This window comes from Paenibacillus piscarius (assembly GCF_022234545.1).
Taxonomy (GTDB): Bacteria; Bacillota; Bacilli; order Paenibacillales; family Paenibacillaceae; genus Paenibacillus_AQ; species Paenibacillus_AQ piscarius.
Map to the genome: position 1 here is coordinate 139514 of NZ_JAIEUI010000010.1, position 18341 is coordinate 157854.

Annotated in this window: 16 protein-coding genes; 4 read left to right on the forward strand and 12 right to left on the reverse strand. The window is 56.6% G+C overall.

All coding sequences use genetic code 11. The features are described 5' to 3' along the window. Positions 1 to 553: 553 nt before the first annotated feature. From K1558_RS17405 to K1558_RS17415, 3 genes are read right to left on the reverse strand one after another with little or no spacing between them, the layout of a single operon-like run. A complete protein-coding gene (locus tag K1558_RS17405; RefSeq protein ID WP_238652915.1) occupies positions 554 to 3829 on the reverse strand; it encodes an ATP-binding protein in 3276 nt (1091 codons plus the stop codon). Next, entirely contained in the window at positions 3816 to 4190 is a 375-nt protein-coding gene (locus tag K1558_RS17410) for a response regulator (RefSeq protein ID WP_238652916.1), read from the reverse strand. The genes K1558_RS17405 and K1558_RS17410 overlap by 14 nt, the downstream gene beginning before the upstream one ends. A gap of 46 nt (positions 4191 to 4236) precedes the next feature. Next, the gene (locus tag K1558_RS17415; RefSeq protein ID WP_238652917.1) at positions 4237 to 5865 is read right to left on the reverse strand and encodes a diguanylate cyclase; all 1629 of its coding nucleotides are present in this window, start codon (positions 5863 to 5865) and stop codon (positions 4237 to 4239) included. Positions 5866 to 6103: 238 nt separating this feature from the next. Between K1558_RS17415 and K1558_RS17420 the strand changes: the two genes are divergently transcribed. Both K1558_RS17420 and K1558_RS17425 read left to right on the forward strand, forming a co-directional pair. Next, entirely contained in the window at positions 6104 to 6373 is a 270-nt protein-coding gene (locus K1558_RS17420; protein WP_238652918.1) for an ACT domain-containing protein, read from the forward strand. A gap of 25 nt (positions 6374 to 6398) precedes the next feature. Next, the gene (locus K1558_RS17425; RefSeq protein ID WP_238652919.1) at positions 6399 to 7757 is read left to right on the forward strand and encodes a PFL family protein; all 1359 of its coding nucleotides are present in this window, start codon (positions 6399 to 6401) and stop codon (positions 7755 to 7757) included. A 90-nt stretch (positions 7758 to 7847) separates the two neighbouring features. On the opposite strand, the gene K1558_RS17430 is transcribed toward K1558_RS17425, so the two are convergent. From K1558_RS17430 to K1558_RS17440, 3 genes are all read right to left on the reverse strand, one after another. Next, a complete protein-coding gene (locus K1558_RS17430) occupies positions 7848 to 8801 on the reverse strand; it encodes a sigma-70 family RNA polymerase sigma factor (protein ID WP_420800442.1) in 954 nt (317 codons plus the stop codon). A 41-nt stretch (positions 8802 to 8842) separates the two neighbouring features. Then, positions 8843 to 9289 carry a carboxymuconolactone decarboxylase family protein gene (locus K1558_RS17435; protein ID WP_238652920.1) on the reverse strand — a complete coding sequence of 149 codons (447 nt, stop codon included), beginning with the start codon at positions 9287 to 9289 and terminating at the stop codon, positions 8843 to 8845. A 122-nt stretch (positions 9290 to 9411) separates the two neighbouring features. Further along, positions 9412 to 10866 (reverse strand): MFS transporter, encoded by a 1455-nt coding sequence (locus K1558_RS17440; RefSeq protein ID WP_238652921.1) that lies wholly within the window; start codon positions 10864 to 10866, stop codon positions 9412 to 9414. A 169-nt stretch (positions 10867 to 11035) separates the two neighbouring features. Between K1558_RS17440 and K1558_RS17445 the strand changes: the two genes are divergently transcribed. Next, positions 11036 to 11479: a MarR family winged helix-turn-helix transcriptional regulator gene (locus K1558_RS17445; RefSeq protein ID WP_238652922.1), complete on the forward strand. Its 444-nt coding sequence runs from the start codon at positions 11036 to 11038 to the stop codon at positions 11477 to 11479. Positions 11480 to 11493: 14 nt separating this feature from the next. Here K1558_RS17445 and K1558_RS17450 read toward each other — a convergent pair whose 3' ends face one another. Both K1558_RS17450 and K1558_RS17455 read right to left on the reverse strand, forming a co-directional pair. After that, positions 11494 to 12900 (reverse strand): response regulator transcription factor, encoded by a 1407-nt coding sequence (locus K1558_RS17450; RefSeq protein WP_238652923.1) that lies wholly within the window; start codon positions 12898 to 12900, stop codon positions 11494 to 11496. Then, entirely contained in the window at positions 12893 to 13807 is a 915-nt protein-coding gene (locus K1558_RS17455; RefSeq protein WP_238652924.1) for a sensor histidine kinase, read from the reverse strand. Before K1558_RS17455 ends, K1558_RS17450 begins: the two co-directional genes overlap by 8 nt. A 280-nt stretch (positions 13808 to 14087) precedes the next feature. On the opposite strand from K1558_RS17455, the gene K1558_RS17460 reads away from it, so the two are divergent. Beyond that, a complete protein-coding gene (locus tag K1558_RS17460) occupies positions 14088 to 14735 on the forward strand; it encodes a GyrI-like domain-containing protein (protein WP_238652925.1) in 648 nt (215 codons plus the stop codon). 2 nt (positions 14736 to 14737) lie between these two features. On the opposite strand, the gene K1558_RS17465 is transcribed toward K1558_RS17460, so the two are convergent. The 4 genes from K1558_RS17465 to K1558_RS17480 all read right to left on the reverse strand — a co-directional run bounded on the left by K1558_RS17465 (position 14738) and on the right by K1558_RS17480 (position 18240). Beyond that, the gene (locus K1558_RS17465; RefSeq protein WP_238652926.1) at positions 14738 to 15403 is read right to left on the reverse strand and encodes a hypothetical protein; all 666 of its coding nucleotides are present in this window, start codon (positions 15401 to 15403) and stop codon (positions 14738 to 14740) included. Next, on the reverse strand, positions 15396 to 16082 hold the full coding sequence (locus K1558_RS17470; protein ID WP_238652927.1) for a cell shape determination protein CcmA: 687 nt from the start codon (positions 16080 to 16082) through the stop codon (positions 15396 to 15398). Before K1558_RS17470 ends, K1558_RS17465 begins: the two co-directional genes overlap by 8 nt. Before the next feature lie 67 nt (positions 16083 to 16149). Continuing rightward, the gene (locus K1558_RS17475) at positions 16150 to 16779 is read right to left on the reverse strand and encodes a DUF4004 family protein (protein ID WP_238652928.1); all 630 of its coding nucleotides are present in this window, start codon (positions 16777 to 16779) and stop codon (positions 16150 to 16152) included. Between the two features lie 144 nt (positions 16780 to 16923). Further along, complete coding sequence (locus tag K1558_RS17480) at positions 16924 to 18240, reverse strand: vWA domain-containing protein (RefSeq protein WP_238652929.1); 1317 nt, start codon at positions 18238 to 18240, stop codon at positions 16924 to 16926. Positions 18241 to 18341 lie beyond the last annotated feature (101 nt).

Consider the following 18341-nt stretch of genomic DNA (forward strand, 5'->3'; position numbering starts at 1 on the left):
ATTTGGCCCGCGCGCCCACGCTGCTCCGATTGTGATCGGTTTTCCGATTACATTTGGCCCGCGCGCCCACGCTGCTCCGATTGTGATCGGTTTTCCGATTACATTTGGCCCGCGCGCCAACGCAGCTCCAATTGTGATCGGTTTTCCGATTACATTTGGCCCGCGCGCCCACGCTGCTCCGATTGTTATCGGTTTTCCGATTACATTTGGCGCGCGCGCCCACGCAGCTCCGATTGTAATCGGTTTTCCGATTACATTTGGCCCGCGCGCCCACGCAGCTCCAATTGTGATCGGTTTTCCGATTACATTTGGCCCGCGCGCCCACGCAGCTCCGATTGTGATCGGTTTTCCGATTACATTTGACCCGCGCGCCCTCGCAGCTCCAATTGTGATCGGTTTTCCGATTACATTTGGCCCGCACGCCCACGCTGCTCCAATTGTGATCGGTTTTCCGATTACATTTGACCCGCGCGCCCACGCAGCTCCGATTGTGATCGGTTTTCCGATTACATTTGGCCCGCGCGCCCACACCAGTCATTTTGTGTTCGGTTTCTCACATGCATCCGTGCCCGCTCTCCCCGTCATCCGGGACCAGCACCTCGCCCGTCTTCAGCTGGATATCCACGATCTCCTGCAGCGTGCCCGACAGCTCGCCCGGCGGATATGGCTTGGTCAGATATTTTTGCACATTAGCCATCATGCTCTTGTCATCCTTATCCAGCGCGGAGGAGATCACAATCGGTACCTTCTCCGTGCGCGGATCGTTCTTCAGCATCGAGATCAGATCCCAGCCATCCAGCTCGTCCCCCAGCATCAAATCTACAATAATAGCAACAAAAGGGGTCTTGAGCGCCTGGTCAAAGGCTCTCTGCGGATGATAATGGTGGGTAACCCGGAAGCCCTTGCCCTTCAGCTCCTCGGAGAGCAGCAGCGACAGGCTGTAATCATCTTCAACGATCATGACATCCGGCTTATGCGCCTTGCCGCTCCCCCATCGATGGGTATGCTCGTCCTCGGAATGGCCGCTCTGCCCATTCAGCACCGGAAGACGGAACCAGACGGTCGAACCTTCGCCTTCCACCGATTCAATCCCGATCGTACCCCGCTGCTTCTCAATAATCTCCTTGCAGATGGCCAGCCCGAGTCCCGTTCCGCCGATCCGCTTCGAGGCGCTGTTATCCACCCTGCGGAACTTCTGGAACAGCTGCCCGATCTGGTTCTTCGGGATCCCCAGCCCGTGATCCTGAACCCGCACTACGACCGAGTCCGGCTCATTATGAAGCATCACCTTGATCTCATTGCTGCCGGGGGAGAACTTGATGGCATTGCTCAGCAGGTTAGTCAGCACCTGGATAATCTTGTCCTTGTCCACCTCAACCTCAGCATTCAGCGCCGCGTCCTCCAGCAGGATATGATGGGTTCCGCTTAGCTTATACTGGTCAATTACGCTGAGGACCGTCTCGCTAAGGTTAACCTTCTCCACATTGTAGAGCTGGGTGCCCGACTCCATCCGCTGCAGATCCAGGAAGTCATTAATCAGCTCGGTCAGGCGTTTGGCCTCCTTGTGGATCGTCTCCAGATACTTCAGCTGCTTCTCCGGCTTCATCGTTCTGGACAGCAGCAGCTCGGTAAAGCCCAGCACACTGGACAGCGGGGTGCGCAGCTCATGGCTGACCGTGCTCACCAGCTCGGACTTCATCAGATCCAGCTCATACTCGCGGGTGATGTCACGGTGGACGAACAGCGTCCCGACTCGGACCTCCCGGCGGAAGACCGGAATGGCATACGCATCCACATGCTTCATGTTCTCCTGGCCAAGCGAATATTTCATCGTGCTGGAATCCATCGTGCGCTCCGACATCGCAATCTGGTAAAAGCTTCTCAGCTCCTCCGATTCATTCACCTGCTCCGTGAAGTGGTCCATCCAGCGCTCCTGCGGAATCAGCATGCCCTCCTCCCAGTCCTCATAACAGAACATTTGGCTGAGCGCCTTGTTGATATGCTGAATGACTCCCTCCGTGTTCACAAACTGGATACCCTCATTGACATTGTTGACGATATCGTGGTTCAGCTCGCGGCCATTCTCAATTTCCTCGTACATGAACAGGCGTTCAATCGCCAGCGCCACCCGGATCATGATGCCCTGGATTTCACTGTTCTCCTCGTCCGTGAAGGTGTGCCCGATGCGCGTTCCGCTGAAGACTGCCAGAATCTCGTCCTCTGCATTGACGACCGTTGTGTAGAAGTCATAGCAATAGACCTCCTTGGCAGCAATCCCCTGCTCGCTGGGCGTGCCTATGCGCTTCACAATATAGGACTTCTCCTGGCTGAGCCGGTACAGCATCTCCTGGCTGTTCCCGTCCAGATACCGCTCCACATTCTCCTGCGGCACCCCTTTGACAACTGCGATCTTATCCTTAACCAGCAGGAAAAAGCTCGAATCGAACGAATACAGCCGGTTCATGAACCGGTTGAACTTCTCGGCGAATTCCTGCTTGTCCAGCGTATAGGTAATTTCATGGTTGAGCTGATTGTTCAGCTCCAGCATGATTGTCGTCTGCTCAGTGCTCTTCAGTGTCTCGGCCAGCTCCTGCTGCACGCTTTTCATGGAGGTGATGTTGTTGGCAATCAGAATATACTGGTAGATCCGGCCTTCATCATTCAGATACGGCATAATGGTCAGCTGCAGCCAGAGCGGCGTCCCGTCCTTCGCTGTAAGCTGCGTCTCCCCGCTCCAGACGCCGCCGGTTGACAGCTTGCGGATCATTGCTTCCACCTGAAGCTCCGTAATATTATGCAGCTCGAACAGACGGAAGGTGTATCCGAGAATCTCAGCGTTCTTATAACCGGTATACAGGCTCAGGTTATCATTGGCATACGTAAATACGCCTTTGTCTGACAAAATGCCCACGGCCGAGGTCTGATCCAGCGCCTTCATCATGCTCCCGATCTCACTAAGCGACCGCTCCAGCCTGAATTGCTGATCCTGCAGCTCATCCTGCTGGGCATGCAGCTCCTCATTCTGCATCGTCAGCTCTTCTTCCTTGTCCTGGATGCTCCTCGCCATATTCAAGAAGGCTTCATAGAGCCGGCCGATCTCATCCCGTTTATGGAGCTTACCCAGCAGAACAGCCTCACCGGCCGCTAGCGAATTCGTTGCTTCCTCCAGCCTCACCACCGGATCAACAATCGTGCGGAGCATCCGCCAGACCAGCAGGGTGAAGAATAACAGCAGGACGCCGCTAAAAAGAAATGCAGTGAGCGTGAACAGATCCGCCTGTCTGATCGAGCGGGAGGTCATATCCTTGAGCTGTGCATCCGAATCCGCTAAGAATTGCTTCGTATACCTCAGATAATCATTCACAGCCCGGGTACCGCCGCTCTCGGACAATTTGCGGATTCCCGCATAATCATTGTTCTCCACCAGACGGATCACCTCTGGCAGAGTCTCGCTTTTGTACTGGCTATAGAACAGCTTCAGGTTATCCCCGTACTGGATCTCTTCAGGAGACAGCTTAAGCAGGGAATATCTCTCCAGCACACCGTCAAGCCCTTCCACGGCAGTATTCAGCAGCTTCAGCTCACTTCCGCTCTGGGTGGCCGCATAACCTCTGGCCCGGAAGAACAGCTCGCTCAGCATCGCTGCCAGATCGTTAATGACCTCCGTCTTGTGCACCAGCTCCTTGCGGTCTTGCTCCAGCTTCTCCTGCTGCACACTGATGTAGAAGAACAACCCGATCCCGACGGCCATAACGGCGGCGAACAAGGCGAGAATCGTCCGTATATACTTCGTTTTGATGCTGAGATCAGAGGGGTTACGGCGTTTCACTGAGGATGTCCTCCACGAGCTGCAGCAGCTCCATCGGGCTGAACGGCTTCGGCATGAAGTAGCGGGCCCCCGCCTCCCTTGCCCGGGTACGGTCCGTTTCCTGGGCCTTGGCTGTCAGCATCATAACCCTGGTGCGCTGCTTCAGTTCAGCGTCCAGCTCGCTCAGCACCTCAATCCCGGTCATCTCCGGCATCATATAATCCAGTATCACCAGATCATACGACTCCGCTGCAAGCCGTGTGAGGGCTTCTATGCCATTCTCGGCGGTATGGATCTCTACATCCTCCAGCTCCTCCAGCGTATCCTCGATCAGCATCCGCAGCACGTCTTCGTCATCCACAATCAATATCTTTTGCCTCATTGCACACTCTCACCTTTCGCCTATCCCTTCCCGGGATGCACTTCATTCAGAACAGAAACCTGTGGGCCAGCCGCTCGATCCGGCTCAGCAGCTCCGGCAGATGGAACGGCTTAATCACATAATCGTCCGCTCCCATCTGCAGGGCATGGATAATATCGCGCTGATCATTGCGGCCGGTCAGCATAACGACCAGGATATCAGCCTCAGGGTAACCGGCGCGCAGCTTCTCCAGCACCTCAAGCCCGTCGAGTCCGGGCATGACGCCATCCAGCAGAATAATGTATTTCTCCTCCGGGGCATACCAGTCCGAATTCAGGAATTGCGCACCGTCAGGATAGCTGGTGACCCTGATTCCGCCAATATTCTCCGGCTCCCACAGAGAGAGATTGCCGGTGACAATCCGGCGGATCAGCGGGTCATCATCCACAATGATTACATTAAGCCGGGTATCCCTTTGCCCCTGCATAATCTCCACTGCATATACCGTGGTCTGATTTCTTCCGTTAGACTTGCTGTAGTAGAGCGCCTGATCGGCCTCCCCGACCAGCGCTTCCGCATCCTGCTCCGCTCCGCTGATCCCGGTAACCCCGCAGGAGAACGTCAGATGGAAGCTGTCGCGTCTTGCCCGGAATTCCCTGGCGGCGAAGCACTCCTGAATCCGTTCCATCACCAGCAGCGCCTGCTCCGGCGGGGTATTCGGCATGAACAGAGCGAATTCCTCGCCGCCATAGCGGCAGAAGGTGTCCTCGGTGCGGATCGACTGCCTGACCAGCTCTGAGAAGGCCAGCAGCACCTCATCTCCCGTCAGATGGCCGTACGTATCATTGACCCGCTTGAAATAATCCAGATCCAGCAGCGCGAGCGAGAAGATCCGGCCGGTCCGCTTGTAATCCGAGATGAGCTGCTTCATCGTCTGATTGAAATATTTGCGGTTGAACGCCCCGGTCAGCTCATCCACGATAATGGACTCCTGCCACTCCCGTTTCAGCTCGAACCGGTTCTTGATCAGGGCCAGGAACAGATCGGTATCCACCGGCTTCTGTACGTAATCCATCACCCCCAGGGAGTATGCGTGCTTCTGCACCTCTCTGGAGGTTTCCCCGCTGATGATGAGGATCGGAATGCGCTCCTTCTTAGCCTTACCGATAATCTGGTGCAGCACATCGATCCCGCTGCGGTCAGGCAGCATAATATCGAGCAGAATCAGGTCCGGCTTGTTCTCATAGAACAGCTTCAGCCCGCGGCTGGCAGACAACGCGATGCTTACATAGTAGGTGCTCCGCTCCAGAGCCTCCCGCAGATAAGCAACCAGCTCTACATCATCATCAATGATCAGAATCTCGTATTGCGGCTCTATCCTTCCAGGGGACAGCGCATTCTCTGAATCAGGCAGTGCACCCTTCCTTTCAGGCTCGTCAAATAAACCCAGCAGAGGATACAGATAATCCCCCCACTCGGCTTCTGTCCAGCTCCGGTCATGATCCTCCGAGAAATAGAGCAGCGCGTTAGCGGAGAATGCCTCCACAGCCTGAAGTCCAACGGTGCCTGAGGTGCCCTTCAGATTATGCAGGAACCGGTAAATCTCCTTTTCCATGACCTCCGGCTGACCGGCCCATCTCTGCAGCGTTTCCCGCGTGCGCTCTTTAATCAGCTCTTTATATTTTCCCGTTGTCATAAATAGCTCCTTAATCGGTTCCGTATCGTTCAAACCTTCAATAAATCATATTTTACATATCGTGTCAACATTATTATATACTCCCCGAAAAGCAAGCTCAAATCTGTGTCCGCCCCGACACAAAAGCTTTGGTTGATAACTGGCCTCTCATTTGACATAATAATTGAAATCGTTCATTCCGTTAAAGCGGCAGTGAGCGAAGAATATAGAGCATATAACGGAACGGGAGGCTTTATAAGTGAAGGGGATTATTACGGTACTGGGAAAAGACAAAGTAGGAATTATCGCCAAAGTATGTACATACCTCGCAGAGAACAATCTGAACATCCTGGATATCTCGCAGACGATCGTGCAGGATTACTTCAACATGATGATGATTGTGGACATCTCCGCCCCCACCAAGTCCTTCGAGGAGATCGTGGAGGATCTTCAGCAGGTCGGCAAGGATATCGGCGTGGAGATCAAGCTGCAGCACGAAGATATCTTCAACATTATGCACCGGATTTAACCGGCAGAGAGAGGAGGAAGACCGAATGATCTCACTTGTAGAAGTTCAGGAGACCAACAAAATGATCCGGGAGATGAACCTGGACGTCCGCACCATCACAATGGGAATCAGCCTGATGGACTGCGCTCATGCAGACATGAAGATTTTCAACCAGAAGGTGTATGACAAAATCACCCGCTGCGCCGAGAAGCTCGTCAAGACGGGTGAAGACCTGGAGCGCCAGTTCGGCGTGCCGATTGTTAACAAGCGGATCTCCGTCACCCCGATATCCATTGCTGCGGGTGCCGTGCATACCGACACTTATGTACCTGTCGCCCAGACACTGGACAAGGCAGCCAAGGAGGTCGGTGTCAACTTCATCGGCGGCTATTCCGCGCTTGTGCAGAAGGGCTGCACCACCGGCGACCGGATTCTGATCGACAGTATCCCCGAAGCGCTGGCGGTCACCGAACGGGTCTGCTCCTCCGTCAATGTCGGCTCCTCGCGCAGCGGCATTAATATGGACGCTGTGAAGCTGATGGGCGACATTATTCTGCAGACCGCCGAGCGTACGAAGGACCGTGATTCCATCGGCTGTGCCAAGCTGGTCGTCTTCTGCAATGCCGTGGAGGACAACCCGTTCATGGCCGGGGCCTTCCATGGCGTCGGGGAGCGGGAATGCGTCATCAATGTGGGCGTAAGCGGGCCCGGCGTCATCAAGCGTGCACTGGAGGAAGTGAAGGGGCAGGACTTCGAGACGCTGTGCGAGACGATCAAGCGGACAGCCTTCAAGGTGACCCGGGTCGGGCAGCTCGTAGCCCAGGAGGCCTCGAAGCGGCTGAATGTGCCGTTCGGCATCATCGACCTGTCGCTGGCACCAACGCCCGAGATCGGCGATTCCATCGCTGAGATCTTCCAGGTCATGGGCCTGGAGGAAGCCGGAGCACCGGGGACAACGGCCGCACTGGCGATCCTGAACGACAATGTGAAGAAGGGCGGCGTCATGGCCTCCTCCTACGTAGGCGGCTTAAGCGGAGCCTTCATCCCGGTCAGCGAAGACCACGGCATGATCCAGGCCGTCCAGCGCGGAGCGCTAACCCTGGAGAAGCTCGAAGCGATGACCTGCGTCTGCTCCGTAGGCCTTGATATGATTGCCATCCCGGGCAGCACCAGCAAGGAGACCCTGTCCGGCATTATCGCGGATGAAGCGGCTATCGGCATGGTTAACAACAAGACCACCGCCATCCGCGTGATTCCGGTCATCGGCAAAGATGTTGGCGAGATGGTGGAGTTCGGCGGTCTGCTCGGCTACGCGCCGGTCATGGCAGTCAATCCGTTCAACTGTGCCGGCTTCGTCAACCGCGGCGGACGGATACCGGCGCCGATTCACAGCTTCAAGAATTAAGCGGCTTAGCGTCTAAGGTCCGGCCCTAATGCAAAGACACGTTGCCTCCCCCTAAGGGACGGACAACGTGTCTTTTGGTGATGCCTATCATCAGTCCGCCGGCAAGGCGATCCGGGTCAGCTTCGCCGGGTCCATCAGGAGATAGAGCTGCCCGACCCGCTCTCCGCTTCGGTCCGGGCTTAGGAGAAGCACCGCCTTAACTTCACCCTCGCAGGTAAAGATCAGAGCCGGTTCTCCATTCACCGGCCCGGCCGTAAGCTCCCATTCGTGAAGATGATGCATCACCCTGCGCGAGGTCAGCAGCGCCGTCACTCCCTTGCGGCCTGCCATCGGCCGCAGAATCGTGTGCACCTCCCGGCCGCCGCCGTCGGCCACAAGAACCGGATGATCGCCAAGCAGCTTCAGCATACCGTCCACGTCATAGGCCGTGAAGGCAGCCGTGAAGCGCGCCAGCAGCTTCCCGTTGACAGGCCCATAACCGGAGGAGGAGGGCTTGCGGGAGGACGGCTCCGACTGCAGGACGCGCTTCGCCCGGCTGAACAGCTGGCGGCAGTTGCTCTCCGTCTTGCCGGTCATCTCAGCGATCGCAGCATAGTCATACTGGAAGGCCTCCCGCAGAACGAATACAGCCCGCTCTGCCGGAGTCAGCCGCTCCATCAGCACCAGGAACGCGTACGACAGGCTGTCCCTGCGCTCCGCCGCTGCCTCCGGCCCCTCGTCCACCCTGCTGACCGGCTCAGGCAGCCATTCCCCGATGTACGTCTCTCTGCGGCTGCGGGCCGTATTCATCAGATTGAGGCAGCGGTTAGTTACCCCTTTGGCGATATAAGCCCGGATATGCTGAATTCCGCCCCGGCCGCGGAGCTGCAGCTCGGCGAAGGTGTCCTGTACAACATCCTCCGCATCCGCCGCTGTGCCTAACATCCGGTAAGCAATGGAGAATGCGTATCCTTTGTAGGTCTGATACAGCTCCTCGATCCCTGTGTTGTCTTCAGCCGGCGGATCAGCCGTAGCCTCAGTTGTGCAGTTATCGCCTCTATCCACTCCCTGCAAGCCTCCTTCCCTACCTTTGCATCCCTAATGCCTTAACTGAAGCACCCCGGGAACATTCCTGTAGTAATAGCAATCCGGTTCCAGCTATTAATCGTATTCACCGCCATAATCCAGTCCACCAGCTCCTCTTCGCTGAAATGCGTAAGCATCTTGTCATACAGCTCCAGCGGAACGCCTGCCTGGCTGATCAGAGTGACTTGCTCGGCGAATTCCAGCAGCACACGCTCCTTCTCGGTGAACAGCGGCGCTTCCCGCCAGACACTGAGCAAGAGAATATGCTCGGCATAGTTCCCCAGCTTCATCAGATCCTTGGCGTGCATATCCAGACAGAAGGCGCAGCCGTTGATCTGCGATACCCAGATTTTGACCAGCTCATACAGTACCTTATCCTTGCTGCGGCTGCCGGCGTGCTGCTCCAGTGCCATCATGGCGCGGAATGCCGCCCCGTTAACCTCACGATAATTCATTCTTAGATTCATCTCAACAACGCCTCCATATATGTTCTTCATTACTGTAGACAATATAGGGCACTTCTTTGTGACAGAATCTCTAAAAAAACCGGAAGGCATAATGCACTCCCGGCTCTGTTTATACATTTCGCTTACACGCCGAGCTTCTTGGCCCTGCGCGAGTTGAACAGCCTCCAGCCGGTAAGCAGCGCCGACAGCAGGCAGATGCCGGAGGAGGTCAGGAAGACCACATGCATTCCTGAGAGGAACAGCTCCGGGCGTCCTTCCACCAATCCGGTTACCCGGTAGCCCGCCTTGCTGCTCATCACATGGAACAGGATCGATGTGGCGACGGTGATGCCAACCACCATTCCCACATTGCGCACCAGCGAATTGACGCTGCCCGCTGATCCAAGCTGTGTACGCGGCACCGTGGACATAATGAGCGAGTTATTGGGCGAGCCGAACATTCCGCTGCCGATGCCCAGCATGGCGATCCAGATGCCGACCAGCACCACCGCGCTGCCCTCATGGAGCCGGGCCAGCCCGAATTGGGCGACAACCATGACGAGCAGTCCGGCGAAGGTCAGCAGCTCGGAGCCGATCCTGTCAGACAACGCTCCGCTGAGCGGCGCGACCACAACCATGCAGATCGGATAGAGCATCAGCAGGAAGCCTGCATCGAACGGAGACAGGTTCAGCATGTTCTGGGCATAGAACGGGGCGATAATATTGAAGCAGAAGTTCGAGACGAACACGAGGAAGGCGCAGAAGATACTCAGAGAGAACAAGGGATTCTTGAACAGGTTCAGCTCCAGCAGCGGTTCCCGGCGGCGGAGCTCAACAATCAGAAAGGCGGCAAAAACAACTGCCGCAGTGGCCAGCGAAGCCAGAATCCGCTGATCCCCATACCCAAGCTGCTGGCCGAGCAGCAGTCCGGAGAACAGCGTAACAATAAAGACAGCGAACAGCCCGCTGCCGGGCAGGTCAAGCTTAGCTTGTACCCGGACCAGATCCTTAGGCAGCACCTTCCAGCCCAAAATAATGGCCAGGATGCCAATGGGAACATTCACCCAGAATATGTATTCCCAGCCCATGGACGAGACAATAATACCGCCAAGACTCGGACCGGCGATACTCCCAAGGGAGACGAAGGTTCCGATCAGACCCAGGGCCTTGCCGCGTTCGGTGGACGGGAAAATGTCCGTAACAATCCCCTGGCTGTTGGCCATCGTCATCGAAGCGCCGGCCGCCTGGATGACCCGTGAAGCAATCAGCAGCGGCAGGCTGTGGCTTAACCCGCAGAGCAGGGAGCCGATGGTGAAGATCACCATGCCCAGCTTGAACACCCGGATCTTCCCGGCGATATCGCCGAGCTTGCCGAAGAATAGGATCACCGCACAGATGGCCATCAGATAACCGGTGGTTACCCATTCCACCTGCGCTACCGGCAGGCCCAGCTCCTTCACCAGCACCGGCAGGGCGATATTCACGATACTTCCGTCCAGGGTAGACATGAACGTAAACAAATTGAGGACGATCAGAATGATCCAGCGCTTCTGCTGAATCCCCGCATCCTCCTGGTAGGTGGCCTCTAAGCTGCTCATCTGCATACACCCTCTAGTCTTCATTTTCAATATAGTTGCAGACGCAACAATCAACACTTATTAGTGTACAGCAGATTAGTTGCGTATGCAACAATATTGAGGTAAGCTTTGAGCAAGACGGTATTTCTGTATGCAGATTCCGTTAATATCTCCAGCGAGGTGTGCGCCTGTGACTTCTCATAAAGAACCGATCGGCAAGCTGATCTCCCATCTGTTCCGCCAGAATCAGAAAGCCCTGGCCAAAGAGCTGGTGCCCTACGGTATGGGCAGCGGCGGCCAGCACAGCTTCCTTAAGCTGGTTCTGAACCACCCCGGGATTACTCAGGATCAGATGACCAGCCTCATTAAATGCGATAAAGCGACGACCGCCCGCTCCGTCAAGCTGCTGGAGGCGTCCGGTTATATCGAACGCCGGACCGATCCCGGCGACCGCCGTTCCTCCCTGCTGTATCCGACGGAGCAGGCGCTTGGATTCGCTCCGGTGCTCCAGTCGCTGCTGGACGAATTCAACCGCCAGCTGTGCGCGGGCCTGACCGGGGAGGAGCTGGATACGCTGATTGCCCTGCTTCATAAGGTTACCCTCAATTCAGAGCGGCTGAACGGACAGCTCTGAGCGGAGCATCAGAGCTACGTGCTGCGCATTCCCTCCGCCCGGTATTCACTCGGCAGCTTGCCGGTATGCATCCGGAACAGCCTGCGGAAATACCGTTCGTCCTCGAAACCGGACATGCAGGCAATCTCGCCCAGCGGGACGTGGGTATGGAGCAGCAGAGACTTGGCCTGTGCCAGCCGCATGGTACGCAGGCTATCCCCGAAGGATTGCCCGGCGAAACGGGCGAAGCACCGGCTGAAATAGCCGCGGCTCAGATGAACCGCAGCGGCCACCTGTCCCTGGTTGATTTTCTCCCCGGCATGGCTCCTCATGTAACGGACTGCCCGGAACAGGCAGAACATGACCTCCCTGCTCAGCCCAAGCTCAAGCGTCCGCCGCTGAACATGGTCAGAGAACCGGCGCAGCCAGCCGCTCCAGTCGACCCAGCTCTGATTGCTTCCTGCTGTCTTCTCCAGCTGCAGTGCTTCCTCCGGCTTCAGCAGCAGACCGCTCCAGCAGTGCAGCAGCTCCAGCCCGAAGGCGGCAACCGCCTCCGGGCGCGGCTGCTGGGACAGCACCGCACCGGTGAAGAGCTCCCACTCTCTCTGCTCCAGTGTCCAGCGGAGGTCCTGCGCAGCAGCCAGCACCCCGGCATTGGCCGGAGCCAGCCGGGGCTGCCCGGCCAATGCGCGCAACTCACCGTACACCAGCCTCGGGAGCACACCTGAGCCTGAATCATAGAATAGCACCTGCCGGACAGTCTGTCCCAGCACAGCGCCGATCTCCGGCAGCGGCTGGCCGCGCAGTCCGGCCAGCAGTGCTGTTGTCCAGCCCGGCCCAAGCCTGTCCGTTAGCGCTGTAGTAATGTCCGCTGCATCACAGCCGCCTTGGAGCGGAGCCAGCCACATGTCCTGCAGTGCAAGCAGCGGGGCCGTCTGCACCGGAGACTGCCTGTAGACCTGCTCTTCCCTAAGCTCCGGCCTGTGCGGTACATACAGCATAGCCAGATCTGCTGTCATTCGCTCCCGCTCCCCGCCTGCCGGTGCTCCACTTTGCCCGCCGCCCAGCCTGACGCGTTCCACCAGCCTGCGGATGGTCACTGCGGCGTTGTCTGCTTCAAGGAGGGTTTTGACAATATAATCAACCGCTCCCAGCCGCAGCGCCTCCTGCACATAATCGAATTCATGGTGGCAGGTCAGCACCGCACAGCTAATGTGAGGGTAGCGCCCCCTCACCTCGCGGATCAGCTCGAACCCGCTCATGCCCGGCATTATTAGATCTGTGAACAGCAGATCTATCTCCTGCCTGCCCAGCAGCTCCAGCGCCGCCTTGCCGTCTCCCGCCTCACCGGTGATCACTACTCCGAAGGATGCCCAGTCCACCAGCGAGATGAAGCCCTTGCGGACCAGCCGCTCATCGTCTACAACCACAGCCTTAATCATCGAAATCCCCCTTGCTTGTGATGGGAATCAGGATTGATACCGTTGTTCCGCTGTCCCCGCTGAGAATCTCCAGGCTCATCCGTTCGCCGTAACACATCCGCAGCACCCGCTGCACATAGGCAAATCCAATGCCAAGCCCCCGCCCGGGCACAGACTCCCCGGCCAGCAGCTCATCTATCTGCGCCTGACCCATGCCCGCCCCGTTGTCTCTGACCATCAGCCGCACTTCATCTGCATCCTGCCTGGCAACCACAACGTCTACTCTGCCGCCACCGCCCAGCCCGTGAAAGAGCGAATTCTCCACCAGCGGCTGGAGGAGGAACCTGGGAACCGCTATGGACATCAGCTCTGCTTCAGCCTCAACCTGCAGCTCGAAATCATTATCGTAACGGATACGCTGCAGCTCCATATAATTACGGACTGACTCAAGCTCCTCCCCGATCGTTACGATTATGCTCTGCTTGCCGAGATTATAGTGCAGCATCTTCACCAGCAGGGTCACCAGCTTGTCAATCTCCTCCTGCCCGTTCAGCCGGGCCAGCCACTGGACCGTATTGAGCGTGTTATGCAGAAAATGCGGGTTGATCTGGCTGCGCAGCTTATCCGCCTCCAGGCGGCTTATCTGCCGCTCGCTTGCAGCTGCCGCCGCCAGCAGAATGCTCACCTGCCCCTTCAGCCGCTGGATATGAATGAGCGCGGATCCAAGGGCAAGCAGAAGAAGAAGCACTGCCATCACAACGACCATCCCGGTATGAATGCGGCCGGACCGGTCCGGATCTGACGAGACATGCGAAGCACAGCCGGCAAGCAGCAGCAGGAAGCCCCCGATCCACAAAGAGATGACCAGGGCTGTGCGGGCAGTTTTCACCTTCGGCGGCGGATCGCCTGCCTGCTTTTTTCCAGACATGGAACCAGACATCTCCTCTTCATGGAAGCGTTTCAATATATTGATATAATACCAGAATTTGTTTATTGTGAAAACAAGAATGAAGCCCTAAGCGCCACGCCCGGGCATTCTGGTGAGCTATTTCCTGTTCCATGCTTACATTTACATTCGGTACTGGTGATACGTTACCGCCAATATCTCGGTTTTCCGGTTACATGCTGGAATTATGCGATACGGCCCGCTACGAACATGACATACACCTGTCCGGTTCGCATGGTAATGTGGAGAGGAAGTGAATCCTGTGACTGAGGTGAACCTAATGAAAGTGGAATGGAAAAAACACGATAAAGCCATCTATCTCCCGGCGGCTCTGCCGGCGCTGATTGAGGTTCCGGCCTATCCGTATTTCCTCCTGAAGGGAGAAGGCAACCCGAATGCTCCTGCCTTCAGGGAAGCGGTCGGAGTGCTATATTCGTTATCCTATACGGTTAAGATGCTGCCTAGAAACGGCCCGGCCCCAGAAGGCTACTACGACTACACCATCTACCCCCTGGAAGGGATATGGGACCTCAGTGAAGCCGGGCGCAGCAAAGCTGCTCTGGATAAGGTTGAGCTGGTGTACACCATCATGATCCGGCAGCCGGACTTTGTCACTCCTGAGCTCGCAGCGGAGATTCTCCACAAGGTGAAGACCAGCAAGCCGCATCCGCTGCTGGAGCAGGCCGCCTTCGGCAAAGTGGAGGACGGCCTCAGTGTACAGATGCTGCATACCGGCCCCTACGATGAGGAGCCGGCCAGCTTCGCCAGAATGGAACAATTCTGTGCTGGAGCGGGACTGCGGCGGGAATCGAAGCTTCACCGCGAGATCTATCTCTCGGATGCCCGGCGCGTCAAACCGGAGAAGCTAAGAACCGTGCTGCGGTTCAAGGTGTCACGGCAGCACAGTTAACGCTATAATTGTACAGGGTTCCTGACGGTTGAGCTTGCATGAATCTCCAGCAGGTCCCTGTATTCCACGGTATCAATCTCGCAGCCGGGACCAATGATGACCTTACCGCCCCGGACGATCTGCGCCTGTGTATGCTGCAGCTCAATCCGGTCCCCTTCAATGAGCCGGGTCTCGAAGCTGATTCTCTTCCCAGGCCTCAGCAAGGCTCCGGTGCGGCTGCGCTTGACGGTAATTGTGCCGCCGCCTACCGCATCCGCCCTGCAGGGACCCAGCAGCGTCAGCTCCAGAGCCTCTGCATTCAGCAGTCCGCTCACTTCAATGACTCCCGTAAGCTGCACCTTCTCTGCTTCGCAGTCACCAGTGACAATCATACCGCCGTTATACCGGACATCCTCCACCCGCAGCCCCTTCCCCGCAGTGATCTGGCCTTGCCCGCGCAGACCATTGCCGTCCACACGTCCTTTAACAGTGCATTCGCCAAGCAGCTTCATCGTATGCACCCTCAGGTTGCCGCTGATGTCAGCTTCGCCGGTCAGGTTGAACCCCAGGCAGTCCACGTCCCCGTCAAACACACATTCTCCGGTTACTTTGACATCCTTGAAGATTCCGCCCAATGAGCTGGATGTCCCCAGAATCTTCAGATCATTGCGCACAACAGCCTCATTCACCCGTCTTCTCCTCCTTCAGCACATGGGCTCCGGGATGCACACTCAGATGCGTCCGGTATTCCACCAGGCCTATATTACAGCCGGGACCGATGCTCACCTTGCCGCCCCGGACAACCTCTGCACTCGTGTATTCCAGATCGAGATCGTCGCCTTCAATCACCTTGGCCCGCAGCTCGATTTTGAGCTTGGGAATGATTCCGCCCAGCAGCCTGCCCCAGGCAGAGCTGCCTTGTTTGCGGATTCTCAGGCTCTCTACGCCGATCTCCCCGGCCTCCGCCCGTCCGTGAAGACCGAAATCAATCCGTCCGGCACTGAGTAATCCCCCGATGGTGAATACTCCTTCGCCGGTCAGCTCCTCCAGCTCACAGCTGCCCTTCAGCTTCAACATGCCGTCCAGCTCACAGCGCTCACCGCGAAGGCCGCCTTCTCCGGACAAGACTCCCTCCAGCTTCATTACACCAGTATGCAGGCTGCCCTTCACGCTCACATTCCCGTTCAGTTCAATTTCTTCCGCTGTAAGATCGCCGTTCACCTTGAGTACACCGTCACACTTGCAGGTCCGAGCCTCCAGCGCACCGTTAATCTTGCTGACACCATTAATATTCACCTTATTGTACCTGCCTCCGGCGGCTGTATGGACTCCATCCATCAACAGATCCGGCAGTTCCTTCTTCTCCATGATCCATCCTCCCGGGTTATACTGATCCATCATTTCCGCATGACCGGCCCCTGTGCAGGGGCCGACTCTAACCGATACGCACCGATAACTGCTCTGCCAGATCGGCATAGCTGAGCCTGCTCACCAGCCGGACTCCCTCATCGAATGATAGCCCGGCTCCGGGATAGGCCATTATACAGAAGCTCACACCCATCTTCCGCACAAAAAACAGCTCCCAGCCCTTATCCCCATACCCCAGCGCCTGAGCCTCAAGCGTCTGATAGAGCCGGTCCGCCTCCTCCCAGTTCAACTCGCCCCTGCTAAGCAGCTGGTCGGCAGCATACAAGCTCAGAATTTGCTCAAAGGTCAGCATCCGTTCCTCACAGTCCGGTCTCCCAAACCGTTCCAGACACGCATTCGAAACAATGTTACGTTCTCTTAATTGTGTTACGCTTAGCCCGGCCTTGGGCAAGGAGGCAGGCTCTGTCAACGCACCGGCTAATTCATCGAGTGACAGGTCATCCTTCTTCTGTAAAATATGCTGCACCCTCGCCAGAATTCTCGCCCGCGGAAAAAAGGTCTCCTGTCCGGTAAACGTCGATTTGCGGATGAACCAGTCCTCCGGGATCAGCTGCTTCCGCTTCCACCGGTATAATTGCCCGTAGGAAATCCCCGTCTCATCCAGCAGATCCTTCTTGGAGATCAAATCCTCTTCCATATCATCACTCCCCGGATTCATCGTAACATAACACTGTTACGTTGTAAATGATAAACGGACTGACTGCTTGCGCAACCAGACCAGGGCAGGCCCGGCAGCCATAGTTTAGCTTCCGGGCCTGCCCTGAATTCAGCCCGCTCTGTTCTAAGAACGCACAATTCCCTTTTGCCGGGCTTCGCGCAGCCATTTGGGATATTCGTTGAACAGACGGTCGTACAGCTCCTCGTCGCTGACTTCATCCATATCATCGAGCGCGAAGAAGTCGGCATTGTCCACTACACGCCCGCGCAGGTCGTCGAGCTCGCGGAGAACACCGTAATCAGCGTTGCCGATACCGACAAACTGCCAGAAGATATTATGCTTCGAGCTTTCGACCAGCAGCTTGGAGATCTTCGGCGTCTCATAGATGCCGCCGTCGCTGAAGAACACGACATATACCGGCAGGGGCCCCGGCTCCTCCTTCGTATATTTCTTGATCAGATCCGCCATAACCACCGGCTCATTGTTCCCGATGCCCAGGCCGCCGAACATCTTCGGTCCCGGGTATGTGTTCTTCACATAATCTTCATAGCCGTGTTCATTCACGCTCGGCATCCGCTTGCATTTGGTGGCGAAGAACCAGACGTCCATCTCTCCGTCATCGTCCATGCTGGCTGCCACGGCCAGTACCCGTTCAAAGGCCCGCTGCACCACACCCTTCGCATACAGCCCCGACATTGAGCCGGACGCATCGAACACCACTGCCACCCTCGCCTTCTCCTGGTCCAGGTTCTTCTTGCGCAGCGAAATGCTCACCTTTTGCTTCAGGAGATCGATCTTCGTCAGGTTCAGAGCCGGCTTTGGCGCAGTATTATGTACGGCTTCTGCTGAAGCACCGCTGAATGCGGCAGCAGCTTCCTTATGGCCCGCTGCCGGCTCTGCTGCTGCTCCATCATCCTCCTCTACCTCTACCCCATGGGCCTCTGCCAGCGGCTTCAATCCGCCATGGAAGCCCCGGCCAACCGCTCTGAGCTTGAAGCCTCCGCCGTGGCGGTACAGCTCGGCCAGCACCAGCGAGGTCTCAGCATTGGCTTCACTGATCTCATAGACCAGCTCCGTCCCGTTGCCGGCCGCGCTGATTCTTGCGCCCCTGACGTCAGCGAAGGTTCCCGGTCCATCCAGTGTCGCCGCGAAGACACATTTGGCAACCGCTGATCTCTGTAGTGCATTCAGATCGATCACGAATTCTCCGCTGTATTTGTCGATTGAATTGAACACCACCATCCGCTCAGGATCGGAAGTCTGATTATAGAATACAAAAAAATCATCAGACGCCACCTTCCCGTTCTCCCCTACCATGAAGCAGCTGATGTCCAGAACCGCAGGGGAGCTGCTGCACGATATTTTGACAGTCGCCTGTGCAGCCGCCTCATCCAGCTTGGCATTCGAACCGCTTACAAGCCTAATGATATTTGGATTCATGATTGCACACTCCTACACTCTCAATTATTGAATGACATAGATTCGTATAACGCCTTCATCTGCAAAAAGAGCAGACAATTCCTCCACCAAGGATATGTCTG

Bases quoted from the DNA above. Each gene is read 5' to 3' on its own strand.
- K1558_RS17475 (WP_238652928.1), bottom strand. From the start codon at position 16,779: ATGGAAGAGGATTTGATCTCCAAGAAGGATCTGCTGGATGAGACGGGG.
- K1558_RS17455 (WP_238652924.1), bottom strand. From the start codon at position 13,807: ATGTCTGGAAAAAAGCAGGCAGGCGATCCGCCGCCGAAGGTGAAAACT.
- K1558_RS17435 (WP_238652920.1), bottom strand. From the start codon at position 9,289: ATGAATCTAAGAATGAATTATCGTGAGGTTAACGGGGCGGCATTCCGC.
- K1558_RS17470 (WP_238652927.1), bottom strand. From the start codon at position 16,082: ATGGAGAAGAAGGAACTGCCGGATCTGTTGATGGATGGAGTCCATACA.
- K1558_RS17425 (WP_238652919.1), top strand. From the start codon at position 6,399: ATGATCTCACTTGTAGAAGTTCAGGAGACCAACAAAATGATCCGGGAG.
- K1558_RS17450 (WP_238652923.1), bottom strand. From the start codon at position 12,900: ATGATTAAGGCTGTGGTTGTAGACGATGAGCGGCTGGTCCGCAAGGGC.
- K1558_RS17440 (WP_238652921.1), bottom strand. From the start codon at position 10,866: ATGAGCAGCTTAGAGGCCACCTACCAGGAGGATGCGGGGATTCAGCAG.
- K1558_RS17410 (WP_238652916.1), bottom strand. From the start codon at position 4,190: ATGAGGCAAAAGATATTGATTGTGGATGACGAAGACGTGCTGCGGATG.
- K1558_RS17415 (WP_238652917.1), bottom strand. From the start codon at position 5,865: ATGACAACGGGAAAATATAAAGAGCTGATTAAAGAGCGCACGCGGGAA.
- K1558_RS17480 (WP_238652929.1), bottom strand. From the start codon at position 18,240: ATGAATCCAAATATCATTAGGCTTGTAAGCGGTTCGAATGCCAAGCTG.